The organism is Streptomyces sp. NPDC048254, from assembly GCF_043201895.1.
Lineage (GTDB): Bacteria > Actinomycetota > Actinomycetes > Streptomycetales > Streptomycetaceae > Streptomyces.
Window position 1 is genome coordinate 660,536 of sequence record NZ_JBICZJ010000001.1, and the last position, 17,509, is coordinate 678,044.

Consider the following 17,509-nt stretch of genomic DNA (forward strand, 5'->3'; position numbering starts at 1 on the left):
GGTCGGGGCGGGCGGGGGCGGGCTGCCGCCCCTGGGCTACGCCAGGTAACCTCCAGCTCATGTCCCGCCATGTCGCGATCGTCACCGATTCAACGGCCTACCTGCCGCCGCGGACGATGGAGCGCCACGGCATCACCGCGGTGCCCCTGACCGTGGTCCTCGGCGACCGGGTGTTCGAAGAGGGCACCGAGATCTCGACCCGTTCCCTGGCCCAGGCTCTGCAGAAGCGGCGCTCGGTCACCACGTCGCGGCCCAGCCCCGAGGAGTTCGCCGAAACGTACCGCAAGGTCGCCGAGTCCGGTGCCACCGGTATCGTCTCGCTCCACCTGTCCGCCGAACTGTCGGGCACCTACGACGCGGCGGTCATCGCGGCCCGCGAAGCACCCGTCCCGGTGCGGGTGGTGGACACCGGGATGGTCGCGATGGCGCTCGGTTTCTGCGCGCTCGCGGCGGCCGAGGCCGCCGAGGCGGGCGGCACCGCAGACGAGGCCGTCACGGCGGCGGAGAAACGGGCCGCCGGCACGACCGCGTACTTCTACGTCGACACCCTCGACTATCTGCGCCGCGGCGGCCGCATCGGAGCGGCGCAGGCCCTGCTGGGCTCCGCGCTCGCCGTGAAGCCCCTGCTCCAGCTGGACGGCGGCCGCGTCGAGCCCCTGGAGAAGGTGCGGACGGCGTCCCGCGCCATCGCCCGCCTTGAGGAACTCGCCGCCGACCGGGCGGGCGGTGCCGAGGTGGACATCGCCGTTCACCATCTCGCCGCCCCCGAACGGGCCGCGGCCCTCGCCGACCGGCTGCGGGCGCGGGTCCCGGGGCTGGTCGAGCTGCATGTGAGCGAGGTCGGTGCGGTCATCGGCGCGCACACCGGACCCGGGCTGCTCGGGGCGGTCGTCTCACCGCGGTGACCTGTGGATCCGCGGGCGGCAGCCCCGCCGGTTTCACTCGTGTGGGTGGCGAAGTTATCCACAACCGGGCCGTGATCCACGGAACTTGAGCAAGATCATCGCGAGTCGGCGGAAAGCCCCATCCTCGTCGCATGGCACTTCGATCACGCTCACACGAGACACACGCGACCAGTGGCCCGGGCCGGGGCCCCACTTCCGACGGCCGTACCCGGCACCGCCGGTCCCCGGTCCGGGTCCGCACCCGCCACCGCCCGGCCCCGGCGGAAGAACTGCGCCGCCGGGCGGAACTCCTCTTCGGCGAACGGGGAGTCACCAGGCCGGAGCCGGGACACGGACCCCCGCACGCCGGAACGGTGACCGGCACCGGTGCGGCGGCCGGACTGACCGCGGCCACCTCAGGACCGACGGCGGCCACCTCCGGACTGACGGCGGCCACCTCCGGGGTGCGCGCCGCCGCGTCCGGGGTGCGTACCGCCGCGGCCGCACTGTCCACGGCGGCGGCCGTGGTGTCCTCGGCCCGTGCGCTCGCCGGCGAGACCACGGCCCTGCGCGAACCCGCGCTCCCCAGGCTGCGGGCCCGGGTCGGGCTCGCCGTGCGGGAGCGGATGCCGGTGTGGCTGGCGACCCGCTGCGGGTTGGAACGCCGGGGCGCGGTGGCCCTCGGGGTGGTCCTCGTCGTGGCCGGGGCCCTGGCCGTGCAGCACTTCTGGACGGGCCGGACCGAATCGGTGAGCGCGCCGGAGGTGGTGCGTGCCGAGGCGCCGTACGAGGGGGGCGAGGAGAAGGTTCCGGCCGCGGGCACCGGTACCGCAGCGGCGCCCGCCGGGCCGGCGGGGCCGGGCGGCGAGATCGTCGTGGACGTCACCGGGAAGGTGCGTGAGCCGGGGGTCCACTCCCTGCCGGCCGGGTCCCGGGTGACCGACGCGCTGCGGGCGGCGGGCGGGGTTCGGCCCGGTACGGACACCGGCGGACTCAACCGCGCCCGTTTCCTGGTGGACGGCGAACAGATCGTCGTCGGGGGCCCCGCCCCGCCGGCCGCCCCGGGACAGGTCGCGGAGGGTGCCGCGACGGGCACCGGCCCGGCCGCACCGGTCTCCCTGAACACGGCGACCGTGGAGCAGCTCGACGCCCTGCCCGGAGTCGGCCCGGTGCTGGCGCAGCACATCGTCGACTACCGGACCGAGCACGTCGGTTTCCGCTCGGTCGACGAACTCCGCCAGGTCAAGGGCATCGGCGACCGCCGCTTCTCCGACCTGCGGGATCTGGTACGGCCATGAGCCCCGCGACCGGCCAGGGCCCGCCGGGATCCGCGCCCGTACGCCGGTCCGTGCATGCCGGCTCGGGCAGGCGGCTGGGGACCGCGCACCCCCGGCAGGACACGGCGGCCGACCTGCGGCTGGTGCCGCCCGCGCTGGCCGCCTGGGCGACGGCGGCACTGACCCTGGACGCACCGCCGGGGTGGACGGCCGGGACCGCCGTCGCCTGCCTGGTCGCCGGCCTGATCCTGCTCTGGCGCAGCCGCGCGGGCCGCCGGCCAGGGACGGTGACCGACACCTCCCCGGCCCTCCGGCCGGCGACGGTGACCAGCAACTCCCCGCCGCTGCGGCCGACTTGGCGGAACGCCTCCGTCGGTGCGCTGCTTCTCTGTGTCGCCGGGGCCGCCGCCTCCGCGGGGCTGCACGGGGCGGATGTGCGCCGGGGGCCGGTGCCCGGGCTGGCCCGCGCCTACGCGACCGTGACGGTCGAGGTGGAGCTCACGGGCGACCCGTGGGTCAGCAGGCCGCGCGTGCAGGGGGACCACGCCACGCCGGCCGCCGTGCTGGTGCGCGGCGAGGTACGGCGGGTGGAGAGCGGTGACGGGACGGCGGTGACGACGCGCTCGCCGGTGCTGATGGCCGTCGACCCGGGGGTGCGGGCGCCCGGTGGCGGCGGCCGCGCGCAGTGGCTCGGGCTGCTGCCCTCCACGCGGCTGCGGGTGAGCGGGCGGCTGGCGCCGGCGACGGCCGGCGGGGACCGGACCGCGGCGATGCTGCGGGTGCGGGAGCGTCCCGCGCCGGTGGTGGTGGGCGAGGCGAGTGGGCCGCAGCGGCTGGCCGGGCGGTTGCGGGCCGGACTGCGGGAGGCGACCGAGGGGCTGCCCGAGGACGCGCGGGCACTGCTGCCCGGACTGGTCGTCGGGGACACCTCGCGGATCACGCCCGAACTGGACGAGGCCTTCGAGGAGACCGATCTGGCGCACACCCTCGCGGTCTCGGGCAGCAACCTCACCATCCTGCTCGCCCTGCTCGTCGGACCGCCGGGACTGGCCCAGCAGGTCGAGCGGCGGGGCCTCGCCCCGCGCCTGGGGCTGTCGCTGCGATCGACCGCGCTGTTCGCGTCAGCGCTCACCCTCGGCTTCGTCGTCGTGTGCCGGCCGGACCCCAGCGTGCTGCGGGCCGCGGCCTGCGGAGCCGTCGCCCTGCTCGCCCTGGCGACCGGCCGCCGCAGGTCCCTGATCCCGGCGCTGGCGACGGCGGTTCTGCTGCTGGTGCTGTACGACCCGTGGCTGGCACGCAGTTACGGCTTCCTGCTGTCCGTGCTGGCCACCGGGGCGCTGCTGGTGCTGGCGCCCGGCTGGAGCGAGGCGCTGCGACGGCGCGGGGTGCCGGAGCGGCTGGCCGAGGGCCTGGGCGCCGCTGCCGCCGCGCAGGCGGTGTGCGCGCCGGTGGTCGCGGTGCTGTCGGCGCGGGTGAGTCTGGTGGCGGTGCCGTGCAATCTGCTGGCCGAGATCGCCGTCGCGCCGGCCACGGTGCTGGGGTTCGCGGCGCTCGCGGCGGCCCCGGTGGCGATGCCGTTGGCCAAGGTGCTGGCGTGGTGCGCGGGCTGGCCGGCCGGGTGGATCGCGGGGATCGCCCGGACCGGGGCCGCGCTGCCGGGCGCGGGCGTGGACTGGCCCGGGAGCTGGGCGGGGGCGCTGCTGCTGGCCGGATTCACGGTGGTCGTCGTACCGCTGGGGCGGCGGTTGCTGCGGCATCCGTGGTGGTGCGGGGCGCTCGGGGTGCTGCTCGTGCTGCTGGTGGTACGGCCGGCACCGCTGACCCGGGTGATCACGGGCTGGCCGCCGCCCGGCTGGCGACTGGCGATGTGCGACGTCGGGCAGGGCGACGCGACGGTGCTCGCGGCGGGCGCGGGCACGGGCGTGGTGGTGGACGCCGGGCCCGACCCGACGCTGGTCGACCACTGCCTGCGGGAACTCGGCATCACCCGGGTCCCGCTCGTCGTCCTGACCCACTTCCATGCCGACCATGTCGGCGGGCTGCCCGGGGTGCTGCGCGGGCGGACCGTCGCGCAGATCGAGACGACCGGGTTCGAGGAACCGGCGGAACAGGCCGAGTTCGTACGGAGGGAGGCGGCCGAACACCGGATCCCGGTCACGCGCGCGGTCGCCGGGGAGCGGCGCAGCACCGGCGGGCTGGACTGGCAGGTGCTGTGGCCGCCCCCGGACCCGGCACCGGAACCGGACGGCCCGAACGACGCCAGTGTCGCCCTGCTGGTCCGCTCGGCCGGACTGCGGATGCTGCTGCTCGGAGACCTCGAACCCCCGGCCCAGCAGGAGCTGCTGAGATCACCGGCGGCCGCCGGACTGGGCCGGGTGGACGTTCTGAAAGTGGCTCATCACGGCTCCGCGTATCAGGATCCGCAACTGTTGCGACTGGTGGCGCCCAGGGTCGCGCTCATCTCGTGCGGGGCGGACAACCCGTACGGGCACCCGGCGCCGGACACGGTGGCGCGGCTCAGGGCTGCCGGGGCGGTGGTGCTGCGGACCGACCGGGACGGGGCGCTCGCCGTGACCGGCGGCCGTACGGGACGGGAGGCGGGAGAGCTGGCGGTGGCGCGAGACTGAGGGCATGAACTCGGTGAACTCCACGCAGACCGACGCCTACCTCCACCGGCTCGGGGCCGCCCGCCCGGCCCGGCCCACCGCTGAGGCCCTGCGGGATCTGCAGCTGAGGCATCTGCGGGCCGTGCCCTTCGAGAACCTGTCGATCCACCTCGGCGAGGAGATCGTGCTGGAGGAGAAGCGGCTGGTGGACAAGGTGGTGGGCGCGGGCCGGGGCGGGTTCTGCTACGAACTCAACGGCGCCTTCTCGGCGTTGCTGGCCGCGCTCGGTTTCGAGGTGACGCTGCTGGCGGGGCGGGTGTACGGGGATCAGGGGCGGCTGGGGATCCCGTACGACCATCTCGCGCTGCGGGTCGGGACGGTGGACGGGGGCGAGTGGCTCGCCGACGTCGGGTTCGGGACGCACAGCCACTACCCGCTGGCGTTCGCGGAGCGGGGTGAGCAGGTGGACCCGGGCGGCACGTTCCGGATCACCGGGGCCGGGCCGGACGCGGCGGGTGCCGGGGGACGAACGGGTGCGGCGGCCGGGGACCTGGACGTGCTGCGGGACGGGAGGCCGCAGTACCGGCTGGAGGTCCGGCCGCGGGTGCTCGGGGACTTCACGGCCGGGGCGTGGTGGCACAGCACTTCGCCGTCGTCCCACTTCACGCAGTCGCTGGTGTGTTCCCGGGTCACCGAGGACGGCGGGCGGATCACGCTCAGCGGGCGGACGCTGACGGTGACGGCGGCGGGCGGGGCGCGTGAGGTACGGGAGTTGGAGCGCGACGAGGAGGTTCTGGGGGTCTACCGGGAGCGGTTCGGGATCACGCTGGACCGTGTGCCCGCTGTGCGAAATCGGCGGAACACCAACCAGAATGGCTAATTCAGGCGTCACGGGAGAACACGTTATTACCGGCGCGTAGCATGCTACTCATGGGTAGTTCAGGCTCATCTGCCAGATTCCCGCGATGTGGGCCTGTGTTGCCCCGAAAGCCTCATCAGTGATCGAATGTTTCTTCGGCAACGGACGGTGGCGAGGCGTACAGGGGTGGCGTGGATGTTCGGCGGCTTGAGGGGAAACCGAACGAACCGGGTGCAGCGGACGAGTCCCCTCGCGGCGGTGCAGACGCCGCCCGACGCAGGGGTCCTGAGCTGCCGGGTGCTCGATCCGGTCAACGAGCCGGTGACGAACGCCGAGTTCGCGGTCAGCGACACCATGGGGCGCACGGTGGTCAGCGGGGGCGCGGATCCCTACGGGTCGTTCGTGACGACCGTGCCGGCCGGGGAGTACCGGCTCGCGGTGTCCGCCGAGGGGTTCACGCCGTACCGGGCCACCGCGCGGGTCGACGAGAACTGCCTCGCCTCGCTCGGAGACGTGACCCTCCAGGCCGCCCAGCCGCCGGAACTGCCGGCGCCCGGGGAATGGGCGATCGAGCCGACGCATTCCTCGATCGCCTTCACCGCCAGGCACATCGGACTGGCCCGGATCCACGGGCGGTTCAACTCGTTCGCGGGCGCGGTGCGGATCGCCGAGCCGGTGGAGCGGTCCGCCCTGCACGTCGTGATCGACGCCGCGACCATCGACACGGGCGTGCGGATGCGGGACGACCATCTGCGGTCGGCGGACTTCCTGGACGTGCTGCGGTTTCCGACGCTGGAGTTCTACGGTGACCGGTTCGTGCACCGGGGCGGCACCAGATGGGCCGTCACCGGGGCACTGTCCCTGCACGGCGTGACGCGGACGGTCACCCTCGACACGGAGTACCTCGGGCTCGGCAACGGCATGGAGGGCGAGGTGCGGGCGGCCTGCCGGGCCACGACCGAACTGCACCGGGACGACTTCACCGTGAGCTGGCAGACGATGCTGGCGCGCGGGATCGCGGTCGTCGGGCCGACCATCCGCGTCGACCTCGACGTGCAGATCGTGCCCAAGGGCTGAGCGGGCCGCTCCGGCTCGTCCGGGCCGGCGGCGGTAGCCGAGAATGGTGCCGTGAGCGATGTGAGACATGTGCTGGTGCTGCCGGACCGGGATGCGGCGGAGGAAGCCGCCGAGGCGCTCGGGGAGCGCTTCGGGACCGGTGAGGAGCCGCGGCTGGTGCGGGACGCGCTGGCGGGGGAGGACGACGCCGAGGACGCGCAGTGGCTGGTGCTGCTGAGGGACGCGGAGGGGCGGCTGGACCCGGCGGAGCTGGACGAGTTCGCGGGGGAGTGGGAGGGCTGGCGGGAGGAACCGTAGCGGCTGCGGATGCCTCGGCAGGCGGCGCGGCCGCGCTGTCAGTGGGCCGTGGGATGCTTGGCGCGATGGCAAAGAAGACCGCTGATGACGATCCGCTCGCCCCGCTGACGCTCGCCGTGGGGCAGGAGGAGCTGCTGCTCGACCGCGCCGTGCAGCAGGTGGTGGCGGCCGCCCGGGCCGCCGACGCCGACACGGACGTGCGGGATCTGACCCCGGACCAGTTGCAGCCCGGCACACTCGCCGAGCTGACCAGCCCGTCGCTCTTCGCGGAGCGCAAGGTCGTGGTCGTACGCAACGCGCAGGACCTGTCCGCCGACACGATCAAGGACGTGAAGGCGTACCTCGGGGCGCCCGCCGAGGAGATCACCCTGGTGCTGCTGCACGCGGGCGGGGTCAAGGGCAAGGGGCTGCTGGACGCGGCGCGCAAGGCGGGGGCGCGGGAGGTCGCCTGCCCGAAGATGACCAAGCCGGCGGACCGGCTCGCGTTCACCCGGAGCGAGTTCCGTGCGCTGGGACACTCGGCCACCCCCGAGGCCTGCCAGGCGCTCGTCGACGCCATCGGCAGCGACCTGCGGGAGCTGGCCTCCGCCGTGACCCAGCTCGCCGCCGACGTCGAGGGCACCATCGACGAGGCCGTCGTCGGGCGGTACTACACCGGGCGGGCCGAGGCGTCGAGCTTCACCGTCGCCGACCGGGCCGTGGAAGGGCGTACGGCGGAGGCGCTGGAGGCGTTGCGCTGGTCGCTGGCGACCGGGGTCGCCCCGGTCCTGATCACCAGTGCGCTCGCGCAGGGGGTGCGGGCGATCGGGAAGCTGTCGGGGGCGCGGGGCGGCCGGCCCGCGGATCTCGCGCGGGAGCTCGGGATGCCGCCGTGGAAGATCGACCGGGTACGGCAGCAGATGCGGGGCTGGACGCCCGACGGGGTGGCGGTGGCGCTGCGGGCGGTCGCCGAGGCCGATGCGGGCGTCAAGGGCGGCGGGGACGATCCCGAGTACGCCCTGGAGAAGGCCGTGGTGACCATCGCGCGGGCGGCGCGGTCGCGAGGCCGGGGGTAAAGGCCGGGGGTAACAGGCCGGGCCAGCCGCTGGAGGACGGGTTGGCCCGGAATGCCGAAAGCCCCGGCGGCCGCCCTGGGGAAGGGTGGAATGCCGGGGCCTCGGTTCAAGCTTTTCGAGCCCGTTCCCGCGTGGCGAACGCAGGCCGCGAACAGGCTCTGGGGGCCGGTCGGGGGCGGATGAGAGAGGGCCCGCCCGGATCCTTCCGGCGTCGTATCAAGTGTCAGCCCTGGAGAGACGCGACCTTGGAAGCGAGCGCCGACTTCTTGTTGGCGGCTTGGTTCTTGTGGATGACGCCCTTCGAGACGGCCTTGTCGAGTGCACGCGACGCGGCGCGCTGGTACTCGGTGGCCTTCTCGACGTCACCCGCGGCAGCGGCCTCGCGGGCCTTGCGGATCGCGGTCTTGAGGGAGGACTTGACAGCCTTGTTGCGCTGACGAGCCTTCTCGTTGGTCTTGATCCGCTTGATCTGGGACTTGATGTTCGCCACGAAAGAGCCTTTTCAGGTTCTGGTGCGGGACCGTGCAGATCCCGTACCGATGATTTCTCGAAGACGTGCCTCGCGCTGAGAGGGCATGAGACACAGCTGCCCAGACTAGCAGCGGGGCGGGGAACCGCCCAAACCGGTCCCCGGTCCCCCGCCATGGGACCATGGAGGCTACGTATCGATCCGACCCGAGGCATAAGGCGCCTCAAGAGACAGGACCCTGCGTGCCCGCGACCCCTAACAATGTGCCCGAGCCGAGCCGTACCGCCCCGGCTCTGATCCGCAATTTCTGCATCATCGCGCACATCGACCACGGCAAGTCCACGCTCGCCGACCGGATGCTCCAGCTGACCGGTGTGGTCGAGCAGCGGCAGATGCGTGCTCAGTACCTCGACCGGATGGACATCGAGCGCGAACGCGGCATCACGATCAAGTCCCAGGCGGTGCGTCTGCCCTGGGCCCCCACCGAGGGCCCCGACCAGGGCAGCACGCACATCCTCAACATGATCGACACCCCGGGGCACGTCGACTTCACCTACGAGGTCTCGCGGTCGCTGGCGGCCTGCGAGGGGACCGTCCTCCTCGTCGACGCCGCCCAGGGCATCGAGGCGCAGACCCTCGCCAACCTCTACCTGGCGATGGAGAACGACCTCGCGATCATCCCCGTGCTCAACAAGATCGACCTGCCGGCCGCACAGCCGGAGAAGTTCGCCGAGGAACTGGCGAACCTGGTCGGCTGCGAACCGGACGACGTGCTGCGGGTCTCCGCCAAGACCGGTGTGGGCGTCGACGCCCTGCTGAACAAGGTCGTCGAGGAGATCCCGGCGCCGGTCGGCGTCGCCGACGCGCCCGCCCGCGCGATGATCTTCGACTCGGTCTACGACTCCTACCGTGGTGTCGTCACCTACGTCCGTGTCATCGACGGCCAGCTCAACAAGCGCGAGCGCATCAAGATGATGTCGACGGGCGCCACCCACGAGCTGCTGGAGATCGGTACGAACTCGCCCGAGATGCTGGGCGCCGACGGCCTCGGCGTCGGCGAGGTGGGCTATCTGATCACCGGTGTGAAGGACGTCCGGCAGTCCAAGGTCGGTGACACCGTCACCAGCCAGCACAAGGGCGCCACGGAGGCGCTCGGCGGCTACAAGGACCCGAAGCCGATGGTCTTCTCCGGTCTGTATCCGCTGGACGGCTCCGACTATCCCGAGCTGCGCGAGGCCCTCGACAAGCTGCAGCTCAACGACGCCGCGCTCGTCTACGAGCCGGAGACCTCCGCCGCCCTCGGCTTCGGTTTCCGTGTCGGCTTCCTCGGCCTGCTGCACCTGGACGTGATCCGGGAGCGGCTGGAGCGCGAGTTCGGGCTCGACCTGATCGCGACGGCCCCGAACGTGGTCTACCGCGTCGTCATGGAGGACGGCAGCGAGCACACGGTCACCAACCCGAGCGAGTTCCCCGAGGGGAAGATCGGCGAGGTGTACGAGCCGGTCGTGCGCGCCACCATCCTGGCGCCCAGCGAGTTCATCGGCTCGATCATGGAGCTGTGCCAGACCCGGCGCGGCACCCTGCTCGGCATGGACTACCTGTCCGAGGACCGCGTCGAGATCCGGTACACGCTGCCGCTCGCGGAGATCGTCTTCGACTTCTTCGACCAGTTGAAGTCGAAGACGCGTGGTTACGCGTCGCTGGACTACGAGCCCACCGGCGAGCAGACGTCCAGCCTGGTCAAGGTCGACATCCTGCTGCACGGCGACAAGGTGGACGCCTTCTCGGCGATCACGCACAAGGACGCGGCGTACGCGTACGGGGTGCGGCTCGTCGCCAAGCTGCGCGAGCTCATCCCCAGGCAGGCCTTCGAGGTGCCCATCCAGGCCGCCATCGGCTCCCGGGTGATCGCCCGCGAGACCATCCGCGCCATCCGCAAGGACGTCCTGGCCAAGTGCTACGGCGGTGACATCTCCCGTAAGCGCAAGCTGCTGGAGAAGCAGAAGGAAGGCAAGAAGCGCATGAAGATGGTGGGTTCCGTGGAGGTTCCGCAGGAGGCCTTCATCGCCGTCCTCAGCAGTGATGACAGCGCGGGATCGACCAAGAGCAAGAAGTAACCGCCGGTAACAGTCGGCTATGGCCGCAAAACGGGTGCAACAGGGGTCTGCCGTGCGAAAGCGCGGCGGACCCCTACGCGTGCGTAGGGTCGCTCTGTGTGGAACATGCGGGGAAACAGACAGGCCGAAGCCCCTTACGTACAGGCCGGTCGCGGCTTACTCTGATCCCTGCTCGATAGTTACTCGCGAGTTAAACAAGTAGTGCGAACCGCACCGTGAGTAAACCCAGCCGCACTGAGCCAGCCGCACCGTCGCGGGCCCCCGGAGGATGTCGTGAGCGACACGCAGACACTGATCGAGAACCGTCCGCCGTCCGTGGCGGCCCTCTTCCTGGAGCGTGTGGCGGCCACACCGGACGCCGAGGCCTACCGGTACCCGGTGCCCGCCGCCTCCGGTCAGGGCCCGGACGACTGGAAGTCGCTGAGCTGGGCGCAGGCGGCCGAACGCGTCTACGCGATCGCGGCCGGTCTCATCGAACTCGGCATCCAGCCCGAGCAGCGGGTCGCCCTCGCCGCCTCCACCCGCGTCGAGTGGATCCTCGCCGACCTCGGCATCCTGTGCGCCGGAGCGGCCACCACGACCGTCTATCCGCAGACCAATGCCGAGGAATCGGCGTTCATCCTCTCCGACTCCGGCAGCCGGGTGCTGATCGCGGAGGACGCGGCACAGGTCGCCAAGGCCGTCGAGAAGCGCGCCGAGCTGCCCGAACTCACCCATGTCGTCGTCATCGACCCGGCCGGCGTGGAGACGGGCGACTGGGTTCTCACCCTCGCCGAGCTGGAGGAGCGCGGTGCCAAGTACCTGGAGAAGCACCCCGAGCTGATCAAGGAACGCGTCGGCGCGATCACCAAGGACCAGCTCGCCACGCTCATCTACACCTCCGGCACCACCGGCCGCCCCAAGGGCGTACGGCTGCCGCAGGACAACTGGTCGTACATGGCGAAGGCGATCGCCGCGACCGGGCTGATCAGCGCCGACGACGTGCAGTACCTGTGGCTGCCGCTCGCCCATGTCTTCGGCAAGGTGCTCACCTCCGGGCAGATCGAGGTCGGCCATGTCACCGCCGTCGACGGCCGCGTCGACAAGATCATCGAGAATCTGCCGGTCGTGCAGCCGACGTACATGGCTGCCGTGCCGCGCATCTTCGAGAAGGTCTACAACGGTGTCGCCGCGAAGGCCCGTGCCGGCGGTGCGGCCAAGTACAAGATCTTCCAGTGGGCGGCCGACGTCGCCCGCGAGTACGCCAAGGCCACCCAGGACAACTTCCGCCGCACCGGCTCCGCCACCGCGCCCTTCGCGCTCACCGCCAAGCACAAGGTCGCCGACGGGCTCGTCTACTCCAAGCTGCGGGAGGCCTTCGGCGGGCGGCTGCGGGCCTGTGTCTCCGGGTCCGCCGCGCTGGCCCCCGAGATCGGCTACTTCTTCGCCGGCGCCGGTGTGCACATCCTCGAGGGCTACGGTCTGACGGAGTCCTCCGCCGCGTCCTTCGTGAACCCCGGCGAGGCCTATCGCACCGGTACGGTCGGCAAGCCGCTGCCCGGCTGCGAGGTGCGGATCGCCGACGACGGGGAGATCCTGCTCCGCGGCCCCGGCATCATGCAGGGCTACCACGGGCTGCCCGAGAAGACCGCGGAGGTCCTCGAAGCCGACGGGTGGTTCCACACCGGTGACATCGGTGAGCTGTCCCCCGACGGCTATCTGCGGATCACCGACCGCAAGAAGGACCTCATCAAGACGTCCGGCGGCAAGTACATCGCGCCCGCCGAGGTCGAGGGACAGTTCAAGGCGGTCTGCCCGTACGTCTCCAACATCCTCGTCCACGGCGCCGACCGGAACTACTGCACGGCCCTGATCGCCCTCGACGAGGTCGCGGTCCTGGAATGGGCCAAGGAGAACGGCCTGGACGGCAGGTCCTACGCCGAGGTGGTGGCCGCGCCGGCGACCGTCGAGATGGTCGACGGATACGTCAAGGAGCTCAACGAGGGGCTGCAGCGCTGGCAGACCATCAAGAAGTTCCGGCTGCTGCCCCGGGACCTGGATGTGGAGCACGGGGAGATCACGCCGAGCCTGAAGGTGAAGAGGCCGGTTGTGGAGCGGGAGTACAAGCACTTGATCGACGACATGTACGCGGGGACGCGCGAGGCGTAGGGGTTTCGTCGTCAGGTGCTGGTGCGTGGGGACTGCTCGCGCGGTCCCCCGCGCCCCTGCGGCCGGATCAGCTGACGTAGCTCACCGACTTCGGCCCGCAGCGCCGCCGTGTCCAGCGGACCGTCTCCCGACAAGTGGTCCTCCAGGACGGCCAGTCGCTTGCTCAACTCGCTGAAATCCGCCTGTTCTCGCGTCAGCAGAGCCTGCAACTGCTGGTTTTTCCGGTGCAGCTCCAAAAACACGTTGACCTTCGCCCGCAGCACCCACGGGTCGAAGGGCTTCGTCAGATAGTCCGCCGCGCCTGTCGCGTAGCCGCGGAACGCGTACCCGGCGTCCTCCTCCGCTCCCGTCAGGAAGATGATCGGGACGTCCTTCGTCTGGTCGAGGCGTTTGATGTTCGCGGCTGTTTCGAAGCCGTCCATGCCCGGCATGCGGATGTCGAGGAGGACCACGGCGAAGCGGCGGCGCAGCAGGGCCTTCATCGCCTCCTCGCCGGAACGCGCGCGTACTATCGGCTCGTTCAGGGATCCCAGCACGGCCTCCAGCGCGATCAGGTTGTCCTCCATGTCGTCGACCAGGAGGATGCCGGCCCGCTCGTCAGCGATCATCGCCCCGTCCGTTCCTTGTCGGCGGGCTCGCCGCCTTCCGTGCTGTCGGGGTCCAGGAGTGCGCAGACGACGGTGAGCAGCCGGTCGACGTCCACGGGTTTGGGTACGTAGTCGTTGGCGCCGCGTGCGATGGACTTCTCACGGTCGCCGGGCATCACCTTCGCCGTCAGCGCGACGATCGGCAGGCCGGTCCAGCGGGGGGCGCGGCGGATGGCTGCGATGGTCTCGTAGCCGTCCATCTCCGGCATCATGATGTCCATCAGGACCAGTTCGACGTCCGGGTTGCGTTCGAGGGTCTCGATGCCTTCCCGGCCGTTCTCCGCGTAGAGCACGGGCATGCCGACGCGGCCCAGAACGTGGGTGAGCGCGAAGACGTTGCGGATGTCGTCGTCGATGATCAGGACGCGCCGGCCGGGCAGGATCTGGCCGGCGCGGCCGGACTGCCACGCCTCCAGCTTGGCCGGAGCCGGCCAGGAGTCGTCGGTGTCGGGGGTGGTGGCCGGGGCGGGGCCGGGGACCGGCAGGGCGTGGTCCTCCGGGGTGGGACCGGCCGCCGTGTGGCCGGGGCTGACGACGGGGACGTACAGCGTGAACGTCGAGCCCTTGCCCTGTTCGCTCGCCGCGACGATACGGCCGCCGAGCAGGCCCGCGATCTCGCGGCTGATGGACAGGCCGAGGCCGGTGCCGCCGTACTTGCGGTTCGTGGTGCCGTCGGCCTGCTGGAACGCCTCGAAGATCACCGGGAGTTTCTCGGCGGCGATGCCGATGCCGGTGTCCGTCACCTCGAAGGCGATCACCTCGTCGCTGCCGCGGACGTAGTGCTGGTCGGGGTCCTTCACCCGGTCGACCCGCAGTTCCACCCGTCCCTTGGCGGTGAACTTGATCGCGTTGGAGAGCAGGTTGCGCAGGATCTGCTGGAGGCGCTGTTCGTCGGAGTACATCTCGCGCGGTACGTCCTCGCCGACCGCGACCTCGAAGGCCAGACCCCGGTCCAGGGTCAGCGGGCGGAAGGTGGCGTGGACGTAGTCGAGGAGTTTGATCAGAGGCAGGCGTTTGGGGCGTACGTCCATCCGGCCGGCCTCGATCTTCGACAGGTCCAGGATGTCGTTGATGAGCTGGAGGAGGTCGGAGCCCGAGCGGTGGATCGTCGTCGCGAACTGGACCTCCTGGTCGGAGAGACGGCCGTCAGGGTTGTCGGACAGCAGCCGGGCCAGGATCAGCAAGGAGTTCAGCGGAGTGCGCAGTTCGTGGGACATGTTGGCCAGGAACTCCGACTTGTACTGGGAAGAAGTCGCCAGGAGAGCGGCTTTTTCCTCCAGTTCCGCGTTCGAGCGCTGAAGTTCCGCCTGTTGTTTCTGAAGTTCGTCCGAACGTTCCTGGAGCTGCATCGCCAGCCGTTGTGACTCGCCGAGCAGGGATTCCGTGCGGGAGTTGGCGATGATCGTGTTGATGGCCACGCCGATGGTGTTGACGAACTGGTCGAAGAAGGCCAGGTGGACGTCGGAGAAGCGGGAGAAGGAGGCCAGTTCGATCACGCCGAGGAGTTTGTCCTCGAAGAGGATCGGGATGATGACGATCGTCGTCGGCGCCGCTTCGCCGAGACCGCTGTTGATCTTGATGTAGTCCGGCGGTGCCTCCTCGACGAGGATCCGTGTCTTCTCGCGGGCCGCCTGGCGGACCAGGCCGTGCACCGGCAGGCCGCCGGTCTCCACGATCGCGCCCTGTGCGGAGCCGTAGCCGGCGATGAACGCCATGCCTTTCGCCGCTACGGCCGTGCGCACGGCCGCGCCGTCCTCGTCCGGGTCGGCCAGGAAGAACGCGCCGTACTGGGCGTTCACCAGCGGGGTCAGTTCGCGCAGGATCAGGTCGGCGACCTCCATCAGGTCCCGGTGGCCCTGCATCAGCGCGGCGAGCCGGGCCAGATTGGACTCCAGCCAGTCCTTCGCGCGGGTCGTCTCGCGCAGGTTGGCCACCATCAGGTTGATGTTGTCCTTCAGCTCGGCGACCTCGCCCTGCGTCTCCACGGTGATCGACCGGGACATGTCGCCCTGTGCGACGGCCGAGGCGACCTCGGCGATCGCGCGGACCTGGGTGGTGAGGTTGAGGGCGAGTTCGTTGACGTTGGTCGTCAGGCGCTTCCAGGTGCCGTACACGCCCTCCACGCGCGCCTGGCCGCCGAGTTGTCCTTCGGAGCCCACCTCGCGGGCCACGCGGGTCACCTCGGACGAGAACGACGACAGGGTGTCGACCATCGTGTTGATCGTCGTCTTCAGTTCGAGGATCTCGCCGCGCGCGTCCACGTCGATCTTCTTCGACAGGTCGCCCTGGGCCACGGCCGTCGCCACCTGGGCGATGTTGCGCACCTGTGAGGTGAGGTTGTCGGCCATGTAGTTGACGTTGTCGGTCAGGTCCCGCCAGACGCCGGAGACGCCGAGCACCTGGGCGCGGCCGCCGAGCCGGCCGTCGGTGCCGACCTCGCGGGCCACCCGGGTCACCTCGTCGGCGAAGGCCCGCAGCTGCTCCACCATCGTGTTGACGGTGTCCTTCAGCTCGAGGATCTCGCCGCGTGCGTCGACGGTGATTTTCTTGGAGAGGTCGCCGTTGGCGACGGCTGTCGTCACCTGGGCGATGTTGCGGACCTGTGAGGTCAGGTTGAGCGCCATGAAGTTGACGTTGTCGGTGAGGTCTTTCCAGACGCCGGAGACGCCTCTGACCTGTGCCTGACCGCCGAGGTTTCCTTCAGTGCCGACTTCGCGGGCGACGCGGGTGACTTCGTCGGCGAACGCCGACAGCTGGTCGACCATCGTGTTGATGGTTGATTTCAGTTCGAGGATCTCGCCTTTCGCCTCCACGGTGATTTTCTTGCCGAGGTCGCCCTGGGCGACGGCCGTGGAGACGAGTGCGATGTTGCGGACCTGGCTCGTCAGGTTGTCCGCCATGAAGTTGACGTTGTCGGTGAGGTCTTTCCAGACGCCGGACACGCCTCTGACCTGCGCCCGGCCGCCGAGGTTTCCTTCGGTGCCGACTTCGCGGGCGACGCGGGTGACTTCGTCGGCGAACGCCGACAGCTGGTCGACCATCGTGTTGATCGTCGACTTCAGTTCGAGAATCTCGCCCTTGGCGTCGACCGTGATCTTCTGCGAGAGGTCGCCGTTGGCGACGGCTGTCGTCACCTGGGCGATGTTGCGGACCTGTGAGGTCAGGTTCGACGCCATGAAGTTGACGTTGTCGGTGAGGCCCTTCCAGACGCCGGAGACGCCCCGCACCTGGGCCCGGCCGCCCAGCTGGCCCTCCGTGCCGACCTCGCGCGCGACCCTGGTCACCTCGTCCGCGAACGCGGACAGCTGGTCGACCATGGTGTTGACGGTGAGCTTCAGTTCCAGCAGTTCACCGGTCGCCTCGACGGTCACCGTGCGGGTCAGGTCACCCCGGGCCACGGCCGTCGTCACCAGGGCGATGTCGCGGACCTGGGCGGTCAGCCGGGACGCCATGGTGTTGACGGCCTCGGTCACGTCCCGCCAGCTGCCGGACAGGCGCTGCACCTTGGCCCGGCCGCCGAGCCGCCCCTCGGTGCCGACCTCGCGCGCGACCCGGGTCACCTCGCCGGTGAACAGGGACAGCTGGTCGACCATCTTGTTCACCGCGCGGCCCAGTCTGCGCAGATCGCCGCGCAACTGGCGGCTGCCGTCGTGCAGATCGACCCGTTGGGTGAGATCGCCGCCGGCCACCGCGTCCAGGACGCGTGTGGCGTTCGCCGCGGGGGCGACCAGGGCGTCGAGTACCTGGTTGACGTCGTCGACGCGGGACGTCCAGGCGCCCTGGCCGGGGCTGGCCGACAGCCGTTCGTCGAGGCGGCCGTGGCGCACCAGATCGCGTTTCACGCGCTGCACTTCGGTGTTGAAGTGAACGCCGCGGTCCATGATCTGGTTGAAGACCGCGGTGAGTTCGGCGACCATCCCCTCGCCGGTCTCGGGCACTTTGGTGAAGTCGCCGTCGCGGGCGGCGGTCATCGCGGCGAGCAGAGGGCGCAGTTCGGATGCTCGGAGTTGTTCCGGTTTCTGTCCGTCTTCGAGCACACGCGTAGCACTGTTCTCACTCATGGCGGCCCACTT

General features: G+C 70.8%; 12 protein-coding genes. 9 read left to right on the forward strand and 3 right to left on the reverse strand.

Features of this window, described 5'->3' with window-relative positions; all coding sequences use genetic code 11:
- The first annotated feature begins 59 nt into the window (after nt 1-59).
- From ACGFZQ_RS03020 to holA, 7 genes are all read left to right on the forward strand, one after another.
- Nucleotides 60-905 (forward strand): DegV family protein, encoded by an 846-nt coding sequence (locus ACGFZQ_RS03020; RefSeq protein ID WP_393838884.1) that lies wholly within the window; start codon nt 60-62, stop codon nt 903-905.
- 131 nt (nt 906-1,036) lie between these two features.
- Nucleotides 1,037-2,182, forward strand: coding sequence for a helix-hairpin-helix domain-containing protein (locus tag ACGFZQ_RS03025; RefSeq protein ID WP_393838885.1), 1,146 nt, complete (start codon nt 1,037-1,039; stop codon nt 2,180-2,182).
- Nucleotides 2,179-4,788 carry a ComEC/Rec2 family competence protein gene (locus ACGFZQ_RS03030; RefSeq protein WP_393838886.1) on the forward strand — a complete coding sequence of 870 codons (2,610 nt, stop codon included), beginning with the start codon at nt 2,179-2,181 and terminating at the stop codon, nt 4,786-4,788. The genes ACGFZQ_RS03025 and ACGFZQ_RS03030 overlap by 4 nt, the downstream gene beginning before the upstream one ends.
- A 13-nt stretch (nt 4,789-4,801) precedes the next feature.
- Nucleotides 4,802-5,647, forward strand: a complete 846-nt coding sequence (locus ACGFZQ_RS03035; RefSeq protein ID WP_393839231.1) for an arylamine N-acetyltransferase — start codon at nt 4,802-4,804, stop codon at nt 5,645-5,647.
- A 174-nt stretch (nt 5,648-5,821) separates the two neighbouring features.
- Nucleotides 5,822-6,703: a YceI family protein gene (locus ACGFZQ_RS03040; protein ID WP_393838887.1), complete on the forward strand. Its 882-nt coding sequence runs from the start codon at nt 5,822-5,824 to the stop codon at nt 6,701-6,703.
- Nucleotides 6,704-6,754: 51 nt separating this feature from the next.
- On the forward strand, nt 6,755-7,000 hold the full coding sequence (locus ACGFZQ_RS03045) for a hypothetical protein (protein WP_351691279.1): 246 nt from the start codon (nt 6,755-6,757) through the stop codon (nt 6,998-7,000).
- Nucleotides 7,001-7,065: 65 nt separating this feature from the next.
- On the forward strand, nt 7,066-8,055 hold the full coding sequence (gene holA, locus ACGFZQ_RS03050; RefSeq protein ID WP_393838888.1) for a DNA polymerase III subunit delta: 990 nt from the start codon (nt 7,066-7,068) through the stop codon (nt 8,053-8,055).
- Between the two features lie 223 nt (nt 8,056-8,278).
- Here the strand turns inward: holA and rpsT are convergent, their stop codons facing one another.
- The gene (gene rpsT, locus ACGFZQ_RS03055; protein ID WP_351691285.1) at nt 8,279-8,545 is read right to left on the reverse strand and encodes a 30S ribosomal protein S20; all 267 of its coding nucleotides are present in this window, start codon (nt 8,543-8,545) and stop codon (nt 8,279-8,281) included.
- A gap of 221 nt (nt 8,546-8,766) precedes the next feature.
- Between rpsT and lepA the strand changes: the two genes are divergently transcribed.
- Nucleotides 8,767-10,641, forward strand: a complete 1,875-nt coding sequence (gene lepA, locus ACGFZQ_RS03060; RefSeq protein ID WP_393838889.1) for a translation elongation factor 4 — start codon at nt 8,767-8,769, stop codon at nt 10,639-10,641.
- Between the two features lie 273 nt (nt 10,642-10,914).
- Nucleotides 10,915-12,789, forward strand: a complete 1,875-nt coding sequence (locus ACGFZQ_RS03065; RefSeq protein WP_393838890.1) for an AMP-dependent synthetase/ligase — start codon at nt 10,915-10,917, stop codon at nt 12,787-12,789.
- An 11-nt stretch (nt 12,790-12,800) separates the two neighbouring features.
- On the opposite strand, the gene ACGFZQ_RS03070 is transcribed toward ACGFZQ_RS03065, so the two are convergent.
- On the reverse strand, nt 12,801-13,397 hold the full coding sequence (locus ACGFZQ_RS03070) for a two-component system response regulator (protein ID WP_393838891.1): 597 nt from the start codon (nt 13,395-13,397) through the stop codon (nt 12,801-12,803).
- A complete protein-coding gene (locus ACGFZQ_RS03075; RefSeq protein ID WP_393838892.1) occupies nt 13,394-17,497 on the reverse strand; it encodes a HAMP domain-containing protein in 4,104 nt (1,367 codons plus the stop codon). The genes ACGFZQ_RS03070 and ACGFZQ_RS03075 overlap by 4 nt, the downstream gene beginning before the upstream one ends.
- Nucleotides 17,498-17,509 lie beyond the last annotated feature (12 nt).

Coding starts and splice junctions, on each gene's coding strand:
- ACGFZQ_RS03020 (WP_393838884.1), top strand. CDS start 60: ATGTCCCGCCATGTCGCGATCGTCACCGATTCAACGGCCTACCTGCCG.
- ACGFZQ_RS03025 (WP_393838885.1), top strand. CDS start 1,037: ATGGCACTTCGATCACGCTCACACGAGACACACGCGACCAGTGGCCCG.
- ACGFZQ_RS03030 (WP_393838886.1), top strand. CDS start 2,179: ATGAGCCCCGCGACCGGCCAGGGCCCGCCGGGATCCGCGCCCGTACGC.
- ACGFZQ_RS03040 (WP_393838887.1), top strand. CDS start 5,822: ATGTTCGGCGGCTTGAGGGGAAACCGAACGAACCGGGTGCAGCGGACG.
- holA (WP_393838888.1), top strand. CDS start 7,066: ATGGCAAAGAAGACCGCTGATGACGATCCGCTCGCCCCGCTGACGCTC.
- ACGFZQ_RS03070 (WP_393838891.1), bottom strand. CDS start 13,397: ATGATCGCTGACGAGCGGGCCGGCATCCTCCTGGTCGACGACATGGAG.
- ACGFZQ_RS03075 (WP_393838892.1), bottom strand. CDS start 17,497: ATGAGTGAGAACAGTGCTACGCGTGTGCTCGAAGACGGACAGAAACCG.